The following is a 19,718-nucleotide window of genomic DNA, read 5'->3' on the forward strand; positions in this document are numbered from 1 at the left end:
AGACCGGCAGTCTGGCGAAAGCTGTTTATTCCTCTGCAGCTTTATTCTCGTGTTTGTTCGGATTTGTCATAAACCATCCCCCAAGCGCAATGGCGATCAGCACCGCCCAGAAGATGAACTTCCAAGTACCTGAATGAATAAAATGTTCAGAGACGATGTTGATTTGCGGGTGTGCGAGCGTATAGAGCGTCAGTTTCACACCAACCCAGCCGACAATCAGAAAAGCAGCCGTTTCCAGGCTCGGACGTTTCTTTAACAAGTTCACAAATTGACTCGCAGCAAAACGCATAATAATCAGTCCGATGATCCCGCCGGCTAAAATCACCATGAACTGTCCGCCGTCAAGTCCGCCAATTTGCGGCAGGTTCGTTGCCGGAAGTGTGACAGCCAGGGCAACCGCCGCCAAAATCGAGTCGACGGCAAACGCGATGTCCGCCAGCTCAACTTTGATAACCGTCGGCCAAAAACCGCTTTGCTTCGACTCTTTCACCTTTTCGTCCTTTTTGAAAACATGGGTTTTCAAAATATGGTGAATGGAGATGTAAAGCAGATAGACGGCGCCGATCGCCTGCACCTGCCAGACGTTGACAAGAAAAGAGATCGCAAACAAAGCGCCGAACCTCATCACAAACGCGCCGGCCAACCCGTAGAAGAGCGCTTTTTTTCTGTCTTTTTCAGGCAAGTGTTTAACCATGACCGCCATGACAAGGGCATTGTCCGCGGCCAAAATACCTTCCAGCCCAACTAGGATGAGAAGAACCCAACCATATTCAAGTAATAATGCTGCGTCCATTTTATAATTCCTCCTAAGTGATTGTCTCTTTCTCTTATTCCCGCTAATGCAGCAGGGTATTTTCAGAAAACAAAAAAGACCTCTGCCAACATTAGGCAAAGGTCTTGCTAGACATGGTTATCATTGATTAAATCATGCCAACAAAGCCGATGGATGAACATCCATGAACTGACGACTTTGTTTCCGGTTTAACATCCGGACGCTACTCCCCTTTGGGATAAAAGAAAATATTGAATTATAAGATAATATTAACCTCATATGCGCCCGGCTGTCAATCCTTATTTTTATTTAAAAAGGCCGAAACGCTTTGCGATTTGACTTTGTTCCGCCGGCCTTTCACCCAAAGGTAAAGAACGAACAACACGATGAATCCGATGCCGACCGGAAGAAGGTATCCGTCCAATAGGCTGCCGACCTTGCTCCAGTTTTCGCCGAGGTAAAAGCCTAAATAGACATAGACGAACGTAATCGGTGTGATCGCAAGGAATGTATACATACAAAACACCCACACATTCATTTTAGCGAGTCCGCACGGAATGGAAATCAGCGTTCTGATGCCCGGTATAAACCGGCCGCTGAATGCGACAAACCCCCCGTGCTTTTCAAAAAACCTGTCCGATTTTTCGAGCGCTTCAGGCTTAATGAAAAAGTATTTGCCGTAGCGCTCCAAAAACGGCCGCCCCCCGTACCTCCCGAGCCAGTAAAGCGTCAGCGGACCTGCGACACCTCCCAGTGAACCTGCGGCAACGACCCCGATCAGCAACATATCGCCTTGATACACCCAGTAGCCGGCAAGAGGCAGAACGATTTCAGCCGGCACGAATTCGATGCACAGCGCCAGAAAAATCCCTAAATACGAGAGGCTCTTAAACGCCTCAGCCAATGATAAAATAAACTCCTCGATATCGACCACAACCTTTGACGATTGATAATTTCAAGTTCCAAAGAACGTACAAAAACGATTTTAACACAATTCAGGAAAATTGAAGAGCAAAATGGGAAGTCCTCCTTAGAAAGACCAGAAGGATATCATTTTTTATTGGCGAATTTCATTATATATAGTATAATTCACGAATTATACCGGATGTAGCGCTATTGCCGCTTTTTTATGTCAACGGTTAAGAGTACGGCAGTCTGGCCTTTCATAATACAGTATAGAAATTCAGATTTTTCATCATAGTACAAAAAGGCGGAGAAGAAAGTGACAGAAGTTTTTGGTGAATATAATGGATGGTTCGTTCTTTTATCCTATATCACTGCGGTTTTGGCAGCATACACAGCCCTTGATTTATCGGAACGGGTCGTCCATACAAAGGGCAGGAAAAATATCGGATGGCTTTTGGCCGGATCCCTCACGATGGGGCTTGGTATCTGGTCTATGCACTTTATCGGGATGCTGTCATTTCAGACAGCCGAAGAAATGAAATACGATTTGAGATTCGTCTTGCTTTCGATTGTTGCCGCTTTCGCAGGCTCGCTCATTTCATTTTATGTTGTGAATGGAAAAGAACCGACGAATGCAAGACTGGCGGCGGGCTCCCTTGCAATGGGAAGTGCGATCGCATCCATGCATTTTATCGGGATGGAGGCGATGGAGAATATGACAATCGTCTATCATCCCGTTCTTTATGCCGCCTCTTTTGCAATCGCCATTTTCGCCTCCTTCGCTGCCTTAAAACTGTCAGTGGTATTCGCCAAAAAAACCGGCTCCTTTCGGATCTTGTTCATTAAAATCGGAAGCGCGCTTTTAATGGGCGGCGCCATTTCCGGCATGCACTATACAGGAATGGCAGCAGCTACGCTTTTCATGACTGACGGCCGTGATACAGGCCGCGAAGGAATCGATGCAATTGAACTGGGCATTATGATCGTACTTGTCAGCCTGATGCTTCAATGCTTCTTGATTTTCGGCGCCTTCACTGACAAGCGTCTGCTGTTTCATATCGAGAAAATCAAAGATAATGAGGAACGGTTCCAGTCCTTAATTAACCACAACATTGATCCGATCTACGTGTTTTCGCTTGAAGGCAAAATGCTTTCCGCCAATTCATCGGGATACAGCCTTCTTGAAAAAATGGGAGTTGAGCCTGAGCGCCTGTCTTCGTTTTTTCGAGGGGAGGATCATGACAGACTGCTCAACTGGTTTCTTCAGGTCCAAAATGAAAAACAGGCCCTCAACCGCGACACGGAAATCGAAATAGCTGAAAAGCGTTTTGATGTAAATGTGACGCTGATACCGGTGTACGTCAGAAAGCAGCTTGACAGCATTTATGTCATTTGCAAAGATATGACAAACCAGCGTGAAGCAGAACGCAAAATCCATAGAATGGCTCACTATGACGCGTTGACAGATTTGCCAAACAGACGGTATGCAGTCGACCATCTCGCAAATGCTCTGGAGCGGCAGAAGACGGGGACGGCCGTATTGTTTTTGGATTTAAACCGTTTCAAAGTGTTTAATGACGCCCTTGGCCACGACGTCGGAGATCTGCTGCTGGTGGCAGCAGCACAGCGTTTGGCGCATTGTGTGCCTGATGAAGGCTTCATCGCCCGGTTAGGCGGTGACGAATTTATCATTGTCGCCCCTTTACAAGGGACAGATCAGCTGACCAGGCAATTGATCAGTCAGTTTGAAACGCCTTTTCACATTAAAGAGCACCGCCTCAAAACATCGGTAAGCATCGGAATCGCCGTTTCTCCGGCCGATGGAACAGACGGTGATGAGCTGATGAGAAAAGCCGACATGGCCATGTACGCCGCGAAGCACAAAAGCAAAAGCAGATATCAATATTTTTCTTCTTCTCTCGCCAGAAAGAACAGACCGTCTTTGCAGGAGGAACCCGAGCCGAACTAAGCGCTTTCCCCAAGCAAATCACTGTATCGCCGCAAGCATCCGGGCCGAAGCCTGGATGCTTTTTTTTCGCGCTGTTATCCATAAGTTGCTATTCATGAAACAATCTGCAGAGAGGCATCAATAAAAGAAAAGGAGTTGAACCGAACCGATGCATACGATGTGGAAAGGCTCAATCAGCTTCGGCCTTGTCAATATCCCCATTAAACTGTTCGCAGCGACAGAGGATAAGGATATTAAATTAAGGTCGCTTCATAAAGAATGCCGCGCCCCGATTCAGTATGAGAAAAAGTGCACAAACTGCCACCAGGAAATCGCGCCCAACGACATCGTCAAAGGCTACGAATATGTTAAAGGCAAATACGTCGTCTTATCGGACGATGAGCTGAAACAGCTCAAAGAAGAGCAGGAAGACAAAGCTGTCGAAATTGTTGATTTTGTCCAGCTAAAGGAAATCGACCCCATCTATTTCAACCGTTCATATTTCGTCGGACCGGGAGATAACGGTGTAAAAGCGTACTCACTTTTGCGCGAAGCGCTCAGAAAAACAGAAAAGATCGGAATCGCCCATATGACCATCCGCTCCAAAAAACAGCTCGCCATTCTTCGCGTCTACGAGAACTGCATTTTAATGGAGTCTATCCACTACCCTGATGAAGTCCGAAACGCGGCCCACGTACCCGGTGTTCCGGAGGAAACCGCGGTCAACGAAAAAGAGCTGCAAACCGCGATTTCACTAATAGACGAGCTGACGACGACATTTGCGCCTGAACAATATGAAGATACGTACAGACTTGCGCTGATGGATAAAATCAAAGAGAAAATCGATCATAATGAGGGTGTCACACCAAATGCCGGAGCCGCCGCTCCGCGCGAGGATGTCATCGATCTCGTGAGCGCTCTCCAAGCCAGCATCGAACGGACAAAAGCGCCTGACCGGGAAGCGGCAAAAACGCCTGTTGCAAAAGGAACCGGGGAAAAAAAGAAAAAAACGTCGCGCAAAAAAGCTTCAGAGGCAAAATAAAAAATGGGAATTACGATGCAGCCCGTGTTGACCACATCCGCTCCTTCAGGCGGCAATTGGCGGTATGAAGCCAAGTATGACGGGTATCGGGGGATTTTAAAAATTTCTGCGGCCGGCGACGTTTCGCTCATCAGCAGAAACGCGCAGCCGCTCGAAAACACATTTCCGGAAATTACGCAATTTGCAAAAAGCATGATCGAAAATCTCAAAGAACACTTGCCGATCACGATTGACGGGGAAATTGTGTCGTTGACAAACCGTTTTCGTTCCCGGTTTGAATACGTCCAAAAAAGAGGGTTAAGCAAAAAGGCCGAGTTGATTGAACAAGCTGCCGCGAAGAAACCGTGTCAGTACCTCGCTTTTGATTTACTGGTCTTTAAAGGAGAAAGTTTAACCTCACTCCCCTATACCGAACGAAAACGCGTGCTTTCCGACCTGATGAAAGAACTCGGCTTGCCGATGGCTCCCGATCCGATGGCTCACGCACGAATTCAATACATCCCTGACACTTCAGATTTCCATGCTCTATGGAATGCTGTTAAAAGGTTTGACGGCGAGGGAATTGTTGCGAAGAAAAAAGACAGCCGCTGGGCTGAAAATAAAAAAACAGCCGAATGGCTCAAGCTCAAAAACTACAAAAAAGCAGCTGTATTTATGACAGGCTACAACATGGCAAACCGTTATTTGACAATCGCCGTCTATGACCGCGGTCAAATCAAAGAAGTCGGTTCGGTTTCCCACGGACTCGGAGAACAGGAAAGAAACGCCATTCTTTCAATCGTCAAGCAGTACGGAACCGAAACAAAGCCCGGCGAATATACCATAGATCCGTCGATTTGCATGACGGTCCATTATTTAACGATTCATTACGGGACATTGCGCGAAGTGTCGTTTGTTTCTTTTGAATTTGACATGGCTTGGGAAGATTGTACTTACAAGCGCCTGCTGCTTCATTCAAGAAACGTCCACCCCGATTTGCAGCTGACAAGCCTTGATAAAGTCATCTTTCCTAAAAGCAATAAAACAAAAGCGGATTACATCGGATATCTGAATGAAATCGGCGATTTTCTGCTTCCGTTTCTCGACAATCGGGCGCTTACCGTTATCCGTTATCCGCACGGTTCCGGCGGAGAATCTTTTTTTCAAAAAAACAAGCCCGACTACGCACCCGAATTTATCACGTCGATTCGGGATGACGAGCACGAGCATATCATCTGCAGCGATTATTCGGTTCTGCTGTGGCTTGCCAATCAGCTTGCGCTGGAGTTCCATATCCCTTTTCAAACAGCGGATACGACCCGTCCGACCGAAATCGTTTTCGATCTCGATCCGCCTTCAAGGTCGGAGTTTCCGCTGGCCGTCAGAGCCGCGAAAGAGCTTCACCGTTTATTTGATCAGCTCGGCCTCTTATCTTTTCCAAAGCTGTCGGGGAATAAAGGGATACAAATCTATATTCCGATTTCAAAAAACGCCTTTACTTATGAAGAAACCCGCCTTTTCACAAGCTTTGCGGCTTCTTATTGTGTCTCGCTTTTTCCCGATCTGTTCACAACCGAACGCCTGATTAAAAACAGGGGCGGAAAACTCTATATTGATTATGTGCAGCACGCTCCGGGAAAAACGATCATCTGCCCGTATTCCACAAGAGGCAATGAGCTTGGCACAGTGGCCGCACCACTGTTTTGGGATGAAGTCTATTCAGACTTGGCACCCTCAAATTTTACGATGGAGGCTGTCATCAAACGCACAAAGGAACTCGGATGCCCTTTCGAAAGCTTCTTCAGACAGCCCCAAGACAAACAGATCAAAGCTATTCTCGATCACTTAAAAGAAAATGACCGTACGGAAAACTGACTTTTTCAGCGAAACAATAGGTGCTGGCTGTGGATTCCGGCTTTTTTCAGAAGGGCCATCAGCTGCTCCTGTTCCTCTTTTGTTAAGCCTGAAAAAGCCCGCGCAATTCTCAGGGAGTGGATCGGATAAATCTCATCGAGATATGCCTTTCCCTTCTCTGTCAAATTCGCATAGACAGACCGTTTATCTTTCGGGTCCTGCTCTCGTTTGATGAAACCGTTTTTTTCCAGTTTGTCGATCACATAGGTTACGTTTCCGCTTACAAGGAGCAGCCTCGAGCCGATTTGCTGCAGCTTTTGGGCTCCCCTCGTATACAAAAGCTCCAATACAGCAAATTCTGTAGGATTAAAGCCGTGTTCCTTGCTGTCCCGAATACTATGTTCTGAAACGCTTTTAAAAGCCCTGGCAAAAACCTTGTACAGCGACATAGCACGGTGAACTTCTTCCTCATTAAACGAAAGTCTCATATCATCTACCTCTTATACTATTTTCTTAAAATGAACCCGGGAAATGAAAACCCTTACAAATGTAGAAAAAGAAAGGGTCATGCTTTTCCCATATTCTATATGTATATATTTTCGTTATCCGAAAGAAAACTCCTGCTTATTTTTTTTAAGATATTAAAAAGAAGCCCGTTTTTTTCAAAATGGCCGATTTTGAAAACGGGCTTTATTTTTCCGGAAAAAATAAAAATATTCATTTCTGAGCTCCGTAATCGTCATCCTCTGCAAAACATCCTGATTATACTCACCGAGTGAGTTCAGTTTTTTTAAATAGTGGTTTCTTTCCTTTTCCAAAGCGTTTTTTAACAATCTGCTCATGATCTTCTCCTTTCATTTTCGTGTGTTGTAATATAAGAATAGACCTTATTTATTAACCAGGCTTTAAGGCCGTGTAAAGTTTGCCTTCACACCCACTTCCGGATTTAAGAGGACTTTTGATAAAATCCGTTCTGCACCGCCCTCAGCAGCGGAAACGCATCCTTTCCGGCAAGCTTCATGAATGTCTCGAGCAATTCGTCTCTCTTGATGTCTAAAGCAACGATTTCTTTGGCGAGTGTGACTGCTTTGTGTTCCTTCATCCAACGATTCCTCCTCATCAGTCTGTACCTACAGCATACAAAACACTTTTACCCCTTGCATTGTTCCTGTAAACTTTTCTTCCGCGATTTTTTAAAAAGTTTTTCAACAATGTTAGATTTTCTGACAAACGTCAGGTTTTTTCGCGCGTTTTCTTATATAATACAAAAAAGTCATCTTAGGGGTGGGAAAATGACAGTCGAAGATCTTTCTTATAAAGATAAAAAAGTGATTTCAATTGGCATTGTCAGCGAGCTGACGGGTTTGTCGGTCAGGCAGATCCGCTATTACGAAGAACGCAAGCTGATCTATCCGCAGCGCTCTTCAAGAGGCACGCGCAAATATTCCTTTGCTGACGTCGAACGGCTGATGGAAATCGCAAACAAGCGGGAAGACGGTGTTCAGACGGCAGAAATCCTCAAAGATATGCGCAAAAAAGAACAGAGGCTGAAAAACGACCAGCAGCTCAGAAAGAAAATGCTCGAAGGACAGCTTAACGCTCATTTTAAATACAAAAACCGCTAAAAAAAAACGAATCATTCCCTCCGGATGATTCGTCACCTGTTTTCCTGCTGTTTCGTTTCCTTTATGTATCCAATGAAATCGATCATAACGCCTTTATCTGGATCATTGCGTATCCGAAACGCGATCGTTCCGGGCTGACCGGTATTTTCCATCTTATAAGCGGCATGAAACACATGGATGCTCGCTTCAGAAATTTGAAAATCATCAGCACGAAGCCCGGAAATTCCCCATTTCTGTTTGTTTTCCAGGATTGTTTCCGGAGAGGGGGTTGCGCCCTCCACGTACAACCGCTTCATCTTTGATACATCATCGTTCAATATCGCCTCAAGCATATCCTCGACTGCGACGAGCCGCCTGTCTTTTCCTTCATCTTCATTCTGACAGCCGGCAGCAACCATTGCAACGGCTAAACAAATCAGCACAGGTGCAAATCTTCTCATACCAATCCCCCCTGATCTCTGCCTAAAATATATAGGCTTTTACGGATTCTGGCAAGCAAAAAACCCTCCCTAAAAAGGAGGGCTGCTGCTTACAGCGAATGAATGAATGCAGTTGCAATACCGAAATAGATCAGCAGTGACAAAATGTCATTTAATGTTGTAATCAGCGGACCCGATGCAATTGCAGGGTCGACGTTGCACTTGTGAAGGATGATCGGGACGATCGTTCCAGCCATCGTTCCGATGATCAGTGTGGCAAAAAGCGAAGTCCCTACCACAAAACCGAGCAGCAGATTCCCCTGCCATACAATCGCGATTCCCGTAATCACGACCGCACACACGACGCCGATAATAATCCCGGCTCTGAGCTCCCGGAAAATCAAACGGAAAATCGTTTTTTTGTTGAGCTCTTCTTTTGACAGCCCTCTGATGACGACAGCGAGAGACTGTGTTCCTGTGTTACCCGTCATTCCCGCGATCATCGGCATAAAAAAGGCCAATGCGACAACTTGCTGCAGCGTGTCTTCAAAATAGCTCATGATGCTGCCAGAGATCAAACCGATGAACAGAAGCAAGATCAGCCACGGCAGACGACGGTATGCAGCGACATACGATTTTGTATCAAACGTGATCGCTTTACCTGATGCAGCAAATTTTTCGTAGTCTTCATTCGCTTCCTGGATGACGATGTCGATAATGTCGTCAACCGTTACGATCCCGACCAGTTCATGGTCTTTTTCTACAACGGGAATCGCCAGAAAGTCGTACCGCTCGATGAGCCTTGCGACTTCTTCCTGATCTTGAAGAGCGTCCGCCGATATCACCCTTGTAAACATTAAATCCTGAACCTTCTCATCAGGTTCTGCCAAAATAAGATCCCGGTATGAGATAACCCCGACAAGCTGCTTTTGCTCATTGATAACATATAAATAGTTGATCGACTCTGCGATTTCCGCAAAGCTTTTCAGCTTGACGACCGCTTCTTTTACCGTGTAATGCTGCGGAATCCAGACATAGCGGTTTGTCATGATTCTTCCCGCTGTTTCTGGCGGGTAGTTCATCAGGACCCGGACCGCTTCAGATTCTTCCGCTTCCATGCTGGAAAGAAGCTGGTCTTTCAGCTCTGGGTCCATTTCCTCGAAGAGCGCGGCAAGGTCGTCGTTGTCCATTTTATTCATCACATGGATCGCTTTTTCTTTGCCGACCTTGTTCAAAACGACAAGCTGCTCTTCTCTGTCCAGTTCGCCCATGAGATCGGTAATGTCTTCAACCGTTAAAAAAGACAGATACCGGCCGCGGTGCTTTTCGGGCATCTCCTTAAACAGAATCGCCATATCATAAGGCTGCAGTTCTTCTAAAACGCTTTGAAACTCTTTTCGCTTTCCGTCTCTCAGCAAAATAATAATGCGTAAAATCAGTTCATCATATGTCATGTTTTTTACCATGGCAATCTGTACCTCCCTTTTCAGGAGATCCTTATATCACCATAGCAAAAGGGGTGAAGTATAAGGATCTCCTCATCAATCAATGTGTGATGCTGTAAAATATTTCTCGTATGTTTAAACCGCCTCGAATGGGGAGAATCCATACTTCCACCTCCTTGTTTAATACGGAAAGTTCACTTTCCTCAAAAAATAAAAAAACACCTATTTCATTGAAATGAAGGTGTTAAAAGCCATACAAAATAAAACCCTAACGCCTTCCATCGTAGAGCTTTAGCACTGTATGGCATAGGCAGCATGCCAGCTGCATTAAAAATCACCTTAGATCGATGATTTCTGTTGACCCATTGGCGTCTTTGGACATTTTTGGGCAGCAGCGTATCTCCATACAGGAGCCTCACCTAACGAAGAGCTGTATTTACCGGACACAATGAGATTACAGAAAAAAAGGATAACTGTCAATAAGAAAAGCAAACTTAATGCTCTCTATTATGGTTGATTCCCTTTTTCGTCAAAATTAAACCAGCTCTTTCGCCGAGATGCTGAGCTCCGTTCTTATTTTTCGCTATTCTGTTCAAGGTCGTCCTTTGACAGCAGGTGATAGTTTTCGTGGAGCAAAAGCGCGTATTCTCCTTCATACTTTGGATGCGGCACAAACTCCGCCTGCTCGATTGACAATTCGTCTCTTTTTTCGTTTTCTTGTTCTTTCATCTTGTATCAACTCCTTTTTTTAATAGGATATCCTTTTGCCGTGATAATATGATGAAGCGAAATCTCATATATCTAGTGATTCTCTCGTCCTTTCACCGATTTCACAGGTCTTTTCGCTTACAATTCCAGCATTGTTCGCATTTATTCGACTTTTCTCCTTTATTATCTATATTTTTTAACTTTTCATAAAATTCATACAAATGAACCTTTTTTTAACAAAGTGAATGTTTTACAATAAAATCACGCACCTTGTAACCCATCTAAAGCAGCATATAACAGGGAGGGCTTTGAAATGCAAATGCGATTAATTCCTTATGTCACTGACACAAAGCTGATGGACGTGAATGAATTGCCGGAAGGAATCGATGCGATTAAGGCACCGGAGCTGTGGTCACAAGGTTTTAAAGGAAAAGATATTACTGTCGCAGTGCTTGACACAGGCTGTGACGCAACCCATCCCGATTTGGCAGACCGAATCATCGGAGGCAGAAACTTTACTGATGATGACAACGGAAAAGAAGATCAATTTCATGATTATAATGGACATGGCACCCATGTGGCGGGGACGATTGCCGCAAACGATCAAAACGGCGGCATCTCCGGCGTGGCACCCGAAGCGAACCTATTAATCGTCAAGGTGCTCGGCGGTGAAGACGGCAGTGGCGATTATGAATGGATCATCAACGGGATCAACTACGCCGTCGAACAAAAAGCCGATATCATTTCAATGTCGCTCGGCGGACCTGCCGACGTTCCGGAATTGAAAGAAGCGGTGGCAAACGCCGTGAAAAGCGGAGTGCTCGTCGTCTGCGCCGCCGGAAACGAAGGCGACGGCAATGACCGTACAGAGGAGTACTCATACCCTGCTGCATACAATGAAGTCATCGCTGTCGGGTCCGTGTCATTGACGCGGGAGTCTTCCGAATTCTCAAATGCGAACAAAGAAATTGACCTCGTTGCACCTGGAGAAGAAATCCTCTCTACATTGCCAGATCATCAATACGGAAAGCTGACGGGAACATCGATGGCTACACCGCACGTCAGCGGCGCGCTCGCTCTCATTAAGTCAGCTGAAGAAGAGGCGTTTAAACGGAAACTGACAGAACCGGAACTGTATGCTCAGTTAATCCGCCGCACGCTTCCTCTTGATTACTCAAAAGCGCTGATCGGCAACGGATTTTTATATTTGTCGGCGCCGGAGGTACTGGCGGAAAAAGCCGGCGAAGCAAAACTTCTTTCCCTTTAACAGCCTAAGGAGGCTGCCGACAATGTCGGCGGCCTTTTTCATGGCTGTCGATAAGGCCGAATCTTTTTAATTGCAAGAATTCAAAAATTATTTTGACTAAAAGATCGTGACGGTATATAATCTACTAAACAATTTCATCGCCGGGAACATGGTAATCTAACGAGGTTAGATTTTAAAAGGGAAGTTTGGTGAAAATCCGACGCGGTCCCGCCACTGTGAATGAGGAGGTTATTTCATAAAACCCACTGTTTCTATACGGGAAGGGGGAAATAACCGTCGATTCATGAGCCAGGAGACCTGCCTGTTCTGACGCACCATCAACCTACGGTCGATAGGAGGTGTTCGAGTTGACGTAACAATCGCTACGTTTATTTCTCGTTCGCAAAAATGCTGTTTTCAGGCATTCACCTTCTCATTGTCCGAAGTGTGAGTGTCTTTTTTATTGAACATTAAAAGGAGGAGACCAGAATGACAAATGTAAAAACGAGCAGCTTGGGATTTCCAAGAATCGGCTTGAACAGAGAATGGAAAAAATCGCTTGAGGCTTATTGGAAAGGAAACACAGACCGTGAGACCTTTTTAAAAGAAATGGACGAACAATTTTTAGCAGCCCTCCAGACTCAACTTGATCAGCAAATCGATATCATACCGGTTTCCGACTTTACCCTTTACGACCACGTTCTTGACACGGCGGTGATGTTCAACTGGATTCCAAAAAGATTCAAGGATGTACATGATCCGTTAGATACTTATTTCGCAATGGCGAGAGGCACGAAAGATGCTGTATCGTGTGAAATGACAAAATGGTTTAACACAAACTACCATTATATTGTGCCTGAATTTGAAAAAGGCGCACAATACCGCGTGACGAGAAACAAACCGCTTGAAGATTACAAAAGAGCAAAAGCAGCATTGGGAACAGAAACGAAGCCCGTCATACTCGGCCTTTACACTTTCGTAGCCCTTGCAAAAGGCTATGAACAACAAGATATCAAAGATATTTATAACCAAATGACGCCTCTTTACATCCAAGTTCTGAAAGAGATTGAGCAGGAAGGCGGCAAATGGGTGCAAATCGACGAGCCTGCTCTAGTGACGGCTTCACATGAAGAAGCGGCTGCAGTCAAAGAAATCTATCAGACGTTGACAGAGGAAGTCCCTGGACTGAATATCCTTCTGCAAACCTATTTTGATTCGGTTGACGCTTATGAAGAGTTGATATCGTTTCCTGTCGCCGGGATTGGTCTTGATTTTGTTCATGATAAAGGGAAAAACTTCGAGCATTTAAAAGCGCACGGTTTTCCTAAAGACAAAGTCCTTGCCGCCGGTATTTTAGACGGGCGCAACATTTGGAAAGCCAATCTCGAAGAACGCCTGGACCTGGCGCTTGAGCTGATCCGGAGTGCGGGTGTTGACGAAGTCTGGATTCAGCCTTCAAACAGCCTGCTTCACGTCCCTGTCGCAAAACACCCGGACGAGCATCTTGCCAATGATCTCTTGAACGGTTTATCTTTTGCAAAAGAAAAGCTTCTGGAGCTTACACTGCTGAAGAACGGACTTGTTTCCGGAAAAGCGGCCATCCAAGCGGAAATCGATGAAGCTCACGGACACCTTCAAGCTCTCAAACGATACGGTGCAGCGACAAATTCGGCCTTTGCCGAAGAAAGAGACAAGCTGACCGAGGAAGACTTTAAACGTCCGACAGCTTTTGAAGAAAGACTGCGGATCCAAAATGAATCTCTCGGACTTCCTCTATTGCCGACAACAACGATCGGCAGCTTCCCGCAGACGGCGGAAGTGCGGAGCGCGCGGCAAAAATGGCGGAAAAAAGAATGGTCTGACGAGCAGTATGAAGTATTTATTCAGGAAGAAACAAAGAAATGGATTGACATTCAGGAAGAGCTCGGACTTGACGTTCTCGTTCACGGAGAATTCGAACGGACAGACATGGTTGAATATTTCGGTGAAAAGCTCGGAGGATTCGCCTTTACCAAATACGCCTGGGTTCAGTCATACGGTTCCCGCTGCGTCCGTCCGCCGGTCATCTACGGAGATGTCGAGTTTAAAGAGCCGATGACGGTAAAAGAAACAGTTTACGCCCAATCCTTGACCTCGAAGAAAGTCAAGGGCATGCTGACAGGGCCTGTTACCATTTTAAACTGGTCCTTTGCCCGCTATGATCTGCCGAGAAAAGAGATTGCCTTCCAAATCGCCCAAGCTCTCCGCAAAGAGGTTGAAGCGCTCGAAAAAGCAGGCATTCAAATCATCCAGGTCGATGAACCTGCTTTGAGAGAAGGCCTGCCGCTTAAAGAACGGGATTGGGACGAGTACCTTAAATGGGCTGCCGAAGCGTTCAGACTGTCCACTTCATCAGTGGAAGATACGACGCAAATTCATACGCATATGTGCTACAGCAACTTTGAAGATATCGTAGACACGATCGAAGATCTTGACGCAGACGTCATTACGATCGAACACAGCAGAAGCCACGGCGGATTCCTTGATTATCTGGAACAGCACCCTTACCTGAAAGGGCTTGGGCTTGGCGTCTATGATATTCACAGCCCCCGCGTCCCTTCCAGCGATGAAATGCTCACGATCATAGAAGACGCGCTGAAAGTCTGCCCGGCTGACCGCTTCTGGGTCAACCCTGACTGCGGTTTAAAAACGAGACAGCCTGAAGAAACGATCGCAGCGCTTAAACATATGGTTGAAGCAGCCAAACAAGCAAGAGGCAAACTGGCTCAAACTGTTTAATTTCACAAAAAACCCAACACAAACGCCGCCTGTTCACACGGGCGGCTCTTTTCATGTCCTCAGCCCTTTTTAGGTCGAAAGAACCGTTATATAAGGTGCGTCCGCCCAAAAATCATTAAGACTTTTGATTCATTCGTACGATTTCCTTCCGTATCCTTTTCTTTTAACATATTTGTAGTAGATGATGGAAGGGAAGGAAAATATGTAGTGATTGACGATGGAATAGCGTTAGAACGAAAAATCAAACGAAAAATATATCAGGAAGACATTCACTCTCTACAGTTATACGTAAAAGAAGTGACTGCCGCCATTGATGAGCTGAGGCAGGAAAGTTCTTCTATTTTAAAAGCGCACCAAATGTATATCAACGGATGGCGCGGACAGGCGCGCGAAATGTATGACGCGCTTTTGGACGACCTTGACCGGGCGGAATCGCGCGTGTATGACAAGCTGAGGGCCATTAAGGAGCAGGCGTCCGATGAAATTGAGCGGCTTCAGCTGAAAGCCGAGGAGCTGACATGACGATCCGGCTGAACATCAATGATCTGCAAGCGCTCGCCCGCCAATTTCGCTATTCCCACCAACGAATCAGCGATTTAATACGCCTTTTGAACCGCCATTTTCATGTTCTTTTCTCCAGCGTAAAAACAGCAAGGACATACGGCATCGATCAGGCGCAATCCGAAATGGAACATGAACTCAATGGATTTTTACACACGCTCGATGATTTGCAGCATCTCCTGCACTTTACAGAAATCCGCATGAAAAAGACCGATCAAATGCTTGCAGAGAAGCTCTTCCACAGCGGCGGGCGTCTGGCGGGCTACCTGCCGATCATGTCTTTTTTGGCTGCAGCCAAATGTTCCCCCGACAGCTACAGACTGACCGCGCCGCCGCTGTCTGAACCGCTTGCTCTCATGAAGCAGCTCAAACAAAACGGTCTGTCAGGACTCTTTACGAAAAAACGAGCCGCAGCATATATTCAGTTAGATGAAGAGGGACAGCAGCAGCTGTGGTCAGCACGCCGCATGATCAGCCGCACAATCGCCGATAACCTTTGCCTTCTGGCATATCAGCAAATCGCAAAAGGCCCGCTTTCTCTTACGGTCTTCCTTTTCGGAAAAAAAGCGGAAGCAGATGCGGCAGATGTCAAAACCGTTTGTCTTTCAAAAAACAAAACGATTTCCGCTGCCACGCTCCACAGCTTCAGTGCCAAAATGTATTCCGGCTAAGAGGCTCGGAGCGGACTTCAACAGGATGTGATGACGGCGGCGTTCAGGCAGGACGCCTGGATGGTTTGCCGCCGATCCTTCTCCTATTCGTGAGCGGCCTGCCAACGAATGCGAGGGTTGGCGACACGCTGAAAGCCTGATTGTTGAAATCAGGCTTTTTGGCGTGCTCACCAGGTGGCATTCTTTGCTTCTACTCTATGTTCCCCGTCTCCTTCTCTATCGATCGTGACGCTTCCATCCTCGGAAACTGTTACAACCGCAAGAGCTGTGTCATGAACATAGCTTGAGTTCCACAGTTCACTGACCGGCCTCTTTTTTAACAGATTCAAGAGCATTAAAATAAACACGGAATGGCTGACAATGAGGACATTGCCTTCCCGATGGCGGCGGAGAATGGATTCATACGCCCGGCTGACCCGTCTTTCAAAATCGTAAAAGCTCTCTCCTTCATCAGGCATGTATGTTTCAGGCGCATTAAAATACGCTTCCAGCAAGTCAGGATCGCTTTGTTTGATCTCATCATACGTTTTTCCTTCCCAGCGGCCGATCGAGATTTCTTTTAATCTGTCGTCTGTTATAAAGGGAACACTGCGGTTCTGCAGCATAGCCCGCGCAGAATCAACGGCCCTGCCGCTTGGACTGGAATATGCCGCTTGGAATTGAACATCTTTCAGCCGTTCGCCGAGGGCATTTGCGTTTGCCAGCCCCAAAGCCGTTAAATTGGAGTCTTCCCAGCCTTGCATTCTTTTTTCAATATTCCATTCCGTCTGCCCGTGTCTTGCAATATATAATGTAAGCAAAACATCATCCCCCGTTCATCATTCTAGCATTCATTGTATGCGATGGACCGTCCGAAATCAAACATACTGAATATTCTGATGCGCATTTATTTTGCAGGATTCATCAGCTATAATAAGAAGGCAGGACAACCAAGGAGGATACAGAAATGAATCATGAAACATTTTTGCAGCGCGCAATCGACCTTGCGGTGGAGAGCGTGAAAAGCGGCACGGGCGGACCTTTTGGCGCTGTGATTGTCAAAGACGGCCAAATTATCGCCGAGGGAAAAAACAATGTCACAACAAGCAATGATCCGACCGCGCATGCTGAGGTAACGGCTATTCGGCTCGCCTGTGAAGCACTTGGCGATTATCAGCTGAACGACTGCATTCTTTATACAAGCTGCGAGCCGTGCCCAATGTGCCTGGGAGCCATCTACTGGGCAAGACCGAAGGAAGTTTACTTCGCCGCTCAGCATTCAGATGCCGCATCGGCCGGTTTTGACGATTCTTTTATTTATGAAGAAATCACCAAAACGCAAAGCGAACGGACAATTCCCTTTTATAAAATGGACCTTCAAGCAAAGCTTGAGCCTTTTCTCACATGGGAAACGACCGATCAAAAAGTGGAATATTAAAATAAAGAAAGCTTCCTGGTGTAGGAAGCTTTTTCATTTTGAAGCAGACGGCTCATACCATTCAAGCTTTTGATCTTCAGATTCCAAGTCAAGACTTTCCGCCTTTCCATCCTTTTCAATTTCAAGCCTGACGATTTTCCCTTTCAGTTTTTCAGGTGCTTCGGCGACATCCCTCTCAAAATCAGCTGTTTTCTGATAAGTTTTTTCCCCTGCTTTTGTTTTGATTGTAATGTTTTGCTCCGATTCGCTGACAAACGCGGCAATGATTTTTTGGCTCCCGTCTTTCTCCTGTTCATATACGCCGTTTTGGTCGGCTTTTGACTGCGGCATGAGCTCGGCATCTTCCGCTTCTTGCGTTTTTCCGTCCACCTCTACCTTCACAAGCTTCCCGATTAAGTCATCATGGTCGTCTTCGCTGTGAAAACGGCTGCTTTTCGGGACAATCAGTTCCTTATCCTTTATTTCAAGCGTGATTTGGTCGTCTTCGGCATGAACATACTTGCCTATCAAATCAAAATCTTCTTCAGACCGGATTTTTTTGTCAAGAGAATATGTTTTCAAATCAGGCGCTTTCTGTTTGGCCGTATCAGCGGAGGGTTGATTTCCGTTGTTCTCCTTCGCTCCAGTTCCGCATCCTGCAAGGACGAAGGCGGCAGAGAGCACGGCGAATACAAGCGCTTTTTTTAAATATGCCATTTGCTGCTCCTTTCTAAAAAAGAAAGCAAACAAGCTTGTTTGCTTTCTCGTTTTCATCTTTCCCGTTTGTTTATTTTACTTCAAGATTGACGTCGATATTTCCTCTCGTCGCTTTTGAATAAGGGCAAAAGTCATGCGCGGCTTCGACCAGCTCTTTCGCTTTTTCTTTGTCTACCCCGCCTGATGTGACGATCAGCTTGACGCCGATTTTAAAACCGCCGTCACTCTCATCCTTCAGCAAGCTCACATGGCCCTCGACCTCAGAATCGATGTCAATGCCTTTTTGTTTTGCGACATGCTCTAATGCGCCGCCGAAGCACGCCGCGTATCCCGCCGCAAAGAGCTGTTCAGGATTTGTCCCTGATTCGCCATCTTTTTTTTCATTTGGCATGACAATGTTGTGGTCCAAAACCCCGTCATCTGATTTGACATGTCCAGATCTTCCGCCTTTGGCCGTAACTTTTGCTGTAAATATTGCAGTCATCCTGATTCCTCCTTACGTTTTTTTCCTCTACTCTTTATATTTCACAAAATGAGTTTTTTAAACATCCGTTTTTGTTTTTTCGGATTTTCTGCAGAGCAATGGGAAAAGAACGAAAAATCTTATACAATAAAAAGGAACATAGAAAAGAGTTGGTGAAACAATGACAAACGAATTTGAACATATGAGGCTTGACAGACAGCTTTGTTTTCTCCTTTATGCCAGTTCGCGTGAAATGACGAAGCTTTACAAGCCGCTGCTTGATGAACTCAATATTACGTATCCGCAGTACCTCGTACTCCTTTTATTATGGGAACACGGGGAATTAAACGTCAAAACAATGGGCAAGCTCCTTTATCTCGATTCCGGCACACTGACGCCGATGCTGAAGAGAATGGAGCAGCACGGGCTTTTAACAAGGGAGCGGTCACCTGAAGATGAACGGTCTGTGGTCGTCAGGCTGACAGCAGACGGCCTGGCACTTCAGGAAAAAGCGAGCAGCATTCCGCAACACATGATCGCCCGGACCGATCTGTCGGCTGGCGAACTGAAGAACTTGAAACAAACGCTTGAATCCCTTCTGGCTTCATTGACGAAAAAAACAGATGCGCTGTAAAGACAGCAAAAAGGCGCCTTCGATATGAAGGCGCCTCTCTTTTTAAGAAATCACTTCAAGGCTGACATCAACATTTCCGGAAATCGCTTTTGAATATGGGCAAACGTTATGAGCTTGATGAACAAGTTTTTCGAGTTCCGGCTGTTCGACACCGGTTCCTTTTACTTGCAGCGTGACACTGAGCTTATAGCCTCCATCTGCTTCATCTTTCAGAAGGCTGACGTTCGCCGTCACCTCTGTCTCCATTCGAAGACGCGCTTTTTGGGCGGTCAATTGCAATGCACTGTCAAAGCATGCCGCGTATCCGGCGGCAAACAGCTGCTCCGGATTGGTGGCATTTTCGTTCTTTTTGGCTTTTGGCGTACCCGGCATGGCCAGCTCCAGCTCAAGGACGCGGTCAGATGAGGTGACTTGTCCGTCTCTGCCGCCTTTGGCAGTAGCTTGCGAGGTAAATAGCGGTTTCATGATTAATCGTCTCCTTAATTTAAATTGTGCACAATTTAATTTTATAAAATTAAATACGATAACGCAACAAAAAAACATCCTGTCTGCAT

The 19,718-nt window shown here is 46.0% G+C and carries 22 protein-coding genes and 2 riboswitches; of the genes, 10 read left to right on the forward strand and 12 right to left on the reverse strand.

Annotated features, from left to right (window positions below; translation table 11 throughout):
• Nucleotides 1-25: 25 nt before the first annotated feature.
• Both QMZ64_RS07570 and QMZ64_RS07575 read right to left on the reverse strand, forming a co-directional pair.
• The gene (locus tag QMZ64_RS07570) at nt 26-793 is read right to left on the reverse strand and encodes a TerC family protein (RefSeq protein ID WP_020451122.1); all 768 of its coding nucleotides are present in this window, start codon (nt 791-793) and stop codon (nt 26-28) included.
• A 271-nt stretch (nt 794-1,064) separates the two neighbouring features.
• On the reverse strand, nt 1,065-1,706 hold the full coding sequence (locus tag QMZ64_RS07575; protein WP_265627211.1) for a DedA family protein: 642 nt from the start codon (nt 1,704-1,706) through the stop codon (nt 1,065-1,067).
• Between the two features lie 288 nt (nt 1,707-1,994).
• On the opposite strand from QMZ64_RS07575, the gene QMZ64_RS07580 reads away from it, so the two are divergent.
• From QMZ64_RS07580 to QMZ64_RS07590, 3 genes are all read left to right on the forward strand, one after another.
• Nucleotides 1,995-3,647: a diguanylate cyclase domain-containing protein gene (locus tag QMZ64_RS07580; protein WP_265627212.1), complete on the forward strand. Its 1,653-nt coding sequence runs from the start codon at nt 1,995-1,997 to the stop codon at nt 3,645-3,647.
• A gap of 148 nt (nt 3,648-3,795) precedes the next feature.
• Nucleotides 3,796-4,668 (forward strand): non-homologous end joining protein Ku, encoded by an 873-nt coding sequence (gene ku, locus QMZ64_RS07585; protein ID WP_265627213.1) that lies wholly within the window; start codon nt 3,796-3,798, stop codon nt 4,666-4,668.
• Nucleotides 4,669-4,671: 3 nt separating this feature from the next.
• Nucleotides 4,672-6,522: a DNA ligase D gene (locus QMZ64_RS07590; RefSeq protein ID WP_265627214.1), complete on the forward strand. Its 1,851-nt coding sequence runs from the start codon at nt 4,672-4,674 to the stop codon at nt 6,520-6,522.
• A gap of 5 nt (nt 6,523-6,527) precedes the next feature.
• Here the strand turns inward: QMZ64_RS07590 and QMZ64_RS07595 are convergent, their stop codons facing one another.
• The 3 genes from QMZ64_RS07595 to QMZ64_RS07605 all read right to left on the reverse strand — a co-directional run bounded on the left by QMZ64_RS07595 (nt 6,528) and on the right by QMZ64_RS07605 (nt 7,603).
• Nucleotides 6,528-6,989: a MarR family winged helix-turn-helix transcriptional regulator gene (locus QMZ64_RS07595; protein ID WP_020451117.1), complete on the reverse strand. Its 462-nt coding sequence runs from the start codon at nt 6,987-6,989 to the stop codon at nt 6,528-6,530.
• 174 nt (nt 6,990-7,163) lie between these two features.
• The gene (locus QMZ64_RS07600; RefSeq protein ID WP_025812004.1) at nt 7,164-7,343 is read right to left on the reverse strand and encodes a hypothetical protein; all 180 of its coding nucleotides are present in this window, start codon (nt 7,341-7,343) and stop codon (nt 7,164-7,166) included.
• A gap of 104 nt (nt 7,344-7,447) precedes the next feature.
• A complete protein-coding gene (locus tag QMZ64_RS07605; RefSeq protein WP_095323572.1) occupies nt 7,448-7,603 on the reverse strand; it encodes a hypothetical protein in 156 nt (51 codons plus the stop codon).
• Between the two features lie 190 nt (nt 7,604-7,793).
• Here QMZ64_RS07605 and QMZ64_RS07610 point away from each other — a divergent pair, with 190 nt between their 5' ends.
• Nucleotides 7,794-8,126 (forward strand): MerR family transcriptional regulator, encoded by a 333-nt coding sequence (locus QMZ64_RS07610; RefSeq protein ID WP_020451114.1) that lies wholly within the window; start codon nt 7,794-7,796, stop codon nt 8,124-8,126.
• A 32-nt stretch (nt 8,127-8,158) separates the two neighbouring features.
• On the opposite strand, the gene QMZ64_RS07615 is transcribed toward QMZ64_RS07610, so the two are convergent.
• The 3 genes from QMZ64_RS07615 to QMZ64_RS07625 form a co-directional block, all read right to left on the reverse strand.
• Nucleotides 8,159-8,566 carry a hypothetical protein gene (locus QMZ64_RS07615; protein ID WP_301441222.1) on the reverse strand — a complete coding sequence of 136 codons (408 nt, stop codon included), beginning with the start codon at nt 8,564-8,566 and terminating at the stop codon, nt 8,159-8,161.
• A gap of 89 nt (nt 8,567-8,655) precedes the next feature.
• Complete coding sequence (gene mgtE, locus QMZ64_RS07620; RefSeq protein ID WP_243939953.1) at nt 8,656-10,011, reverse strand: magnesium transporter; 1,356 nt, start codon at nt 10,009-10,011, stop codon at nt 8,656-8,658.
• 248 nt (nt 10,012-10,259) lie between these two features.
• Nucleotides 10,260-10,424, reverse strand: a riboswitch (M-box (ykoK) riboswitch).
• Nucleotides 10,425-10,563: 139 nt separating this feature from the next.
• The gene (locus QMZ64_RS07625) at nt 10,564-10,719 is read right to left on the reverse strand and encodes a transcriptional regulator SplA domain-containing protein (RefSeq protein WP_243939950.1); all 156 of its coding nucleotides are present in this window, start codon (nt 10,717-10,719) and stop codon (nt 10,564-10,566) included.
• Nucleotides 10,720-11,011: 292 nt separating this feature from the next.
• On the opposite strand from QMZ64_RS07625, the gene QMZ64_RS07630 reads away from it, so the two are divergent.
• The 4 genes from QMZ64_RS07630 (at nt 11,012) to QMZ64_RS07645 (ending at nt 15,954) form a co-directional block, all read left to right on the forward strand.
• On the forward strand, nt 11,012-11,965 hold the full coding sequence (locus QMZ64_RS07630) for a S8 family peptidase (protein ID WP_243939948.1): 954 nt from the start codon (nt 11,012-11,014) through the stop codon (nt 11,963-11,965).
• A gap of 130 nt (nt 11,966-12,095) precedes the next feature.
• A riboswitch (cobalamin riboswitch) is annotated at nt 12,096-12,284 on the forward strand.
• A gap of 149 nt (nt 12,285-12,433) precedes the next feature.
• Nucleotides 12,434-14,722, forward strand: a complete 2,289-nt coding sequence (gene metE, locus QMZ64_RS07635; protein ID WP_265627217.1) for a 5-methyltetrahydropteroyltriglutamate--homocysteine S-methyltransferase — start codon at nt 12,434-12,436, stop codon at nt 14,720-14,722.
• A 207-nt stretch (nt 14,723-14,929) separates the two neighbouring features.
• Nucleotides 14,930-15,244: a DUF5082 domain-containing protein gene (locus tag QMZ64_RS07640; RefSeq protein WP_265627218.1), complete on the forward strand. Its 315-nt coding sequence runs from the start codon at nt 14,930-14,932 to the stop codon at nt 15,242-15,244.
• Nucleotides 15,241-15,954, forward strand: coding sequence for a hypothetical protein (locus QMZ64_RS07645; RefSeq protein WP_265627219.1), 714 nt, complete (start codon nt 15,241-15,243; stop codon nt 15,952-15,954). The genes QMZ64_RS07640 and QMZ64_RS07645 overlap by 4 nt, the downstream gene beginning before the upstream one ends.
• 167 nt (nt 15,955-16,121) lie before the next feature.
• Here the strand turns inward: QMZ64_RS07645 and QMZ64_RS07650 are convergent, their stop codons facing one another.
• Complete coding sequence (locus QMZ64_RS07650) at nt 16,122-16,754, reverse strand: histidine phosphatase family protein (protein WP_265627220.1); 633 nt, start codon at nt 16,752-16,754, stop codon at nt 16,122-16,124.
• 146 nt (nt 16,755-16,900) lie between these two features.
• On the opposite strand from QMZ64_RS07650, the gene guaD reads away from it, so the two are divergent.
• A complete protein-coding gene (guaD, locus tag QMZ64_RS07655) occupies nt 16,901-17,371 on the forward strand; it encodes a guanine deaminase (protein ID WP_020451105.1) in 471 nt (156 codons plus the stop codon).
• A gap of 33 nt (nt 17,372-17,404) precedes the next feature.
• Here the strand turns inward: guaD and QMZ64_RS07660 are convergent, their stop codons facing one another.
• Together QMZ64_RS07660 and ohrB are read right to left on the reverse strand one after the other, a co-directional pair.
• Nucleotides 17,405-18,067 carry a hypothetical protein gene (locus tag QMZ64_RS07660; protein WP_265627221.1) on the reverse strand — a complete coding sequence of 221 codons (663 nt, stop codon included), beginning with the start codon at nt 18,065-18,067 and terminating at the stop codon, nt 17,405-17,407.
• A 70-nt stretch (nt 18,068-18,137) separates the two neighbouring features.
• Nucleotides 18,138-18,551, reverse strand: a complete 414-nt coding sequence (gene ohrB / locus QMZ64_RS07665) for an organic hydroperoxide resistance protein OhrB (RefSeq protein ID WP_265627222.1) — start codon at nt 18,549-18,551, stop codon at nt 18,138-18,140.
• 160 nt (nt 18,552-18,711) lie between these two features.
• On the opposite strand from ohrB, the gene QMZ64_RS07670 reads away from it, so the two are divergent.
• Complete coding sequence (locus tag QMZ64_RS07670; protein WP_265627223.1) at nt 18,712-19,164, forward strand: MarR family winged helix-turn-helix transcriptional regulator; 453 nt, start codon at nt 18,712-18,714, stop codon at nt 19,162-19,164.
• Nucleotides 19,165-19,206: 42 nt separating this feature from the next.
• Here QMZ64_RS07670 and QMZ64_RS07675 read toward each other — a convergent pair whose 3' ends face one another.
• The gene (locus tag QMZ64_RS07675; protein ID WP_265627825.1) at nt 19,207-19,632 is read right to left on the reverse strand and encodes an organic hydroperoxide resistance protein; all 426 of its coding nucleotides are present in this window, start codon (nt 19,630-19,632) and stop codon (nt 19,207-19,209) included.
• Nucleotides 19,633-19,718: the final 86 nt, after the last annotated feature.

This window comes from Bacillus sp. LB7 (genome assembly GCF_030449715.1).
Classification (GTDB): Bacteria; Bacillota; Bacilli; order Bacillales; family Bacillaceae; genus Bacillus; species Bacillus paralicheniformis.

Coding starts and splice junctions, on each gene's coding strand:
- QMZ64_RS07570 (WP_020451122.1), bottom strand. CDS start 793: ATGGACGCAGCATTATTACTTGAATATGGTTGGGTTCTTCTCATCCTA.
- ku (WP_265627213.1), top strand. CDS start 3,796: ATGCATACGATGTGGAAAGGCTCAATCAGCTTCGGCCTTGTCAATATC.
- QMZ64_RS07590 (WP_265627214.1), top strand. CDS start 4,672: ATGGGAATTACGATGCAGCCCGTGTTGACCACATCCGCTCCTTCAGGC.
- QMZ64_RS07595 (WP_020451117.1), bottom strand. CDS start 6,989: ATGAGACTTTCGTTTAATGAGGAAGAAGTTCACCGTGCTATGTCGCTG.
- QMZ64_RS07600 (WP_025812004.1), bottom strand. CDS start 7,343: ATGAGCAGATTGTTAAAAAACGCTTTGGAAAAGGAAAGAAACCACTAT.
- QMZ64_RS07605 (WP_095323572.1), bottom strand. CDS start 7,603: ATGAAGGAACACAAAGCAGTCACACTCGCCAAAGAAATCGTTGCTTTA.
- QMZ64_RS07610 (WP_020451114.1), top strand. CDS start 7,794: ATGACAGTCGAAGATCTTTCTTATAAAGATAAAAAAGTGATTTCAATT.
- QMZ64_RS07615 (WP_301441222.1), bottom strand. CDS start 8,566: ATGAGAAGATTTGCACCTGTGCTGATTTGTTTAGCCGTTGCAATGGTT.
- mgtE (WP_243939953.1), bottom strand. CDS start 10,011: ATGGTAAAAAACATGACATATGATGAACTGATTTTACGCATTATTATT.
- QMZ64_RS07625 (WP_243939950.1), bottom strand. CDS start 10,719: ATGAAAGAACAAGAAAACGAAAAAAGAGACGAATTGTCAATCGAGCAG.
- QMZ64_RS07630 (WP_243939948.1), top strand. CDS start 11,012: ATGCAAATGCGATTAATTCCTTATGTCACTGACACAAAGCTGATGGAC.
- metE (WP_265627217.1), top strand. CDS start 12,434: ATGACAAATGTAAAAACGAGCAGCTTGGGATTTCCAAGAATCGGCTTG.
- QMZ64_RS07645 (WP_265627219.1), top strand. CDS start 15,241: ATGACGATCCGGCTGAACATCAATGATCTGCAAGCGCTCGCCCGCCAA.
- guaD (WP_020451105.1), top strand. CDS start 16,901: ATGAATCATGAAACATTTTTGCAGCGCGCAATCGACCTTGCGGTGGAG.
- QMZ64_RS07660 (WP_265627221.1), bottom strand. CDS start 18,067: ATGGCATATTTAAAAAAAGCGCTTGTATTCGCCGTGCTCTCTGCCGCC.
- ohrB (WP_265627222.1), bottom strand. CDS start 18,551: ATGACTGCAATATTTACAGCAAAAGTTACGGCCAAAGGCGGAAGATCT.
- QMZ64_RS07670 (WP_265627223.1), top strand. CDS start 18,712: ATGACAAACGAATTTGAACATATGAGGCTTGACAGACAGCTTTGTTTT.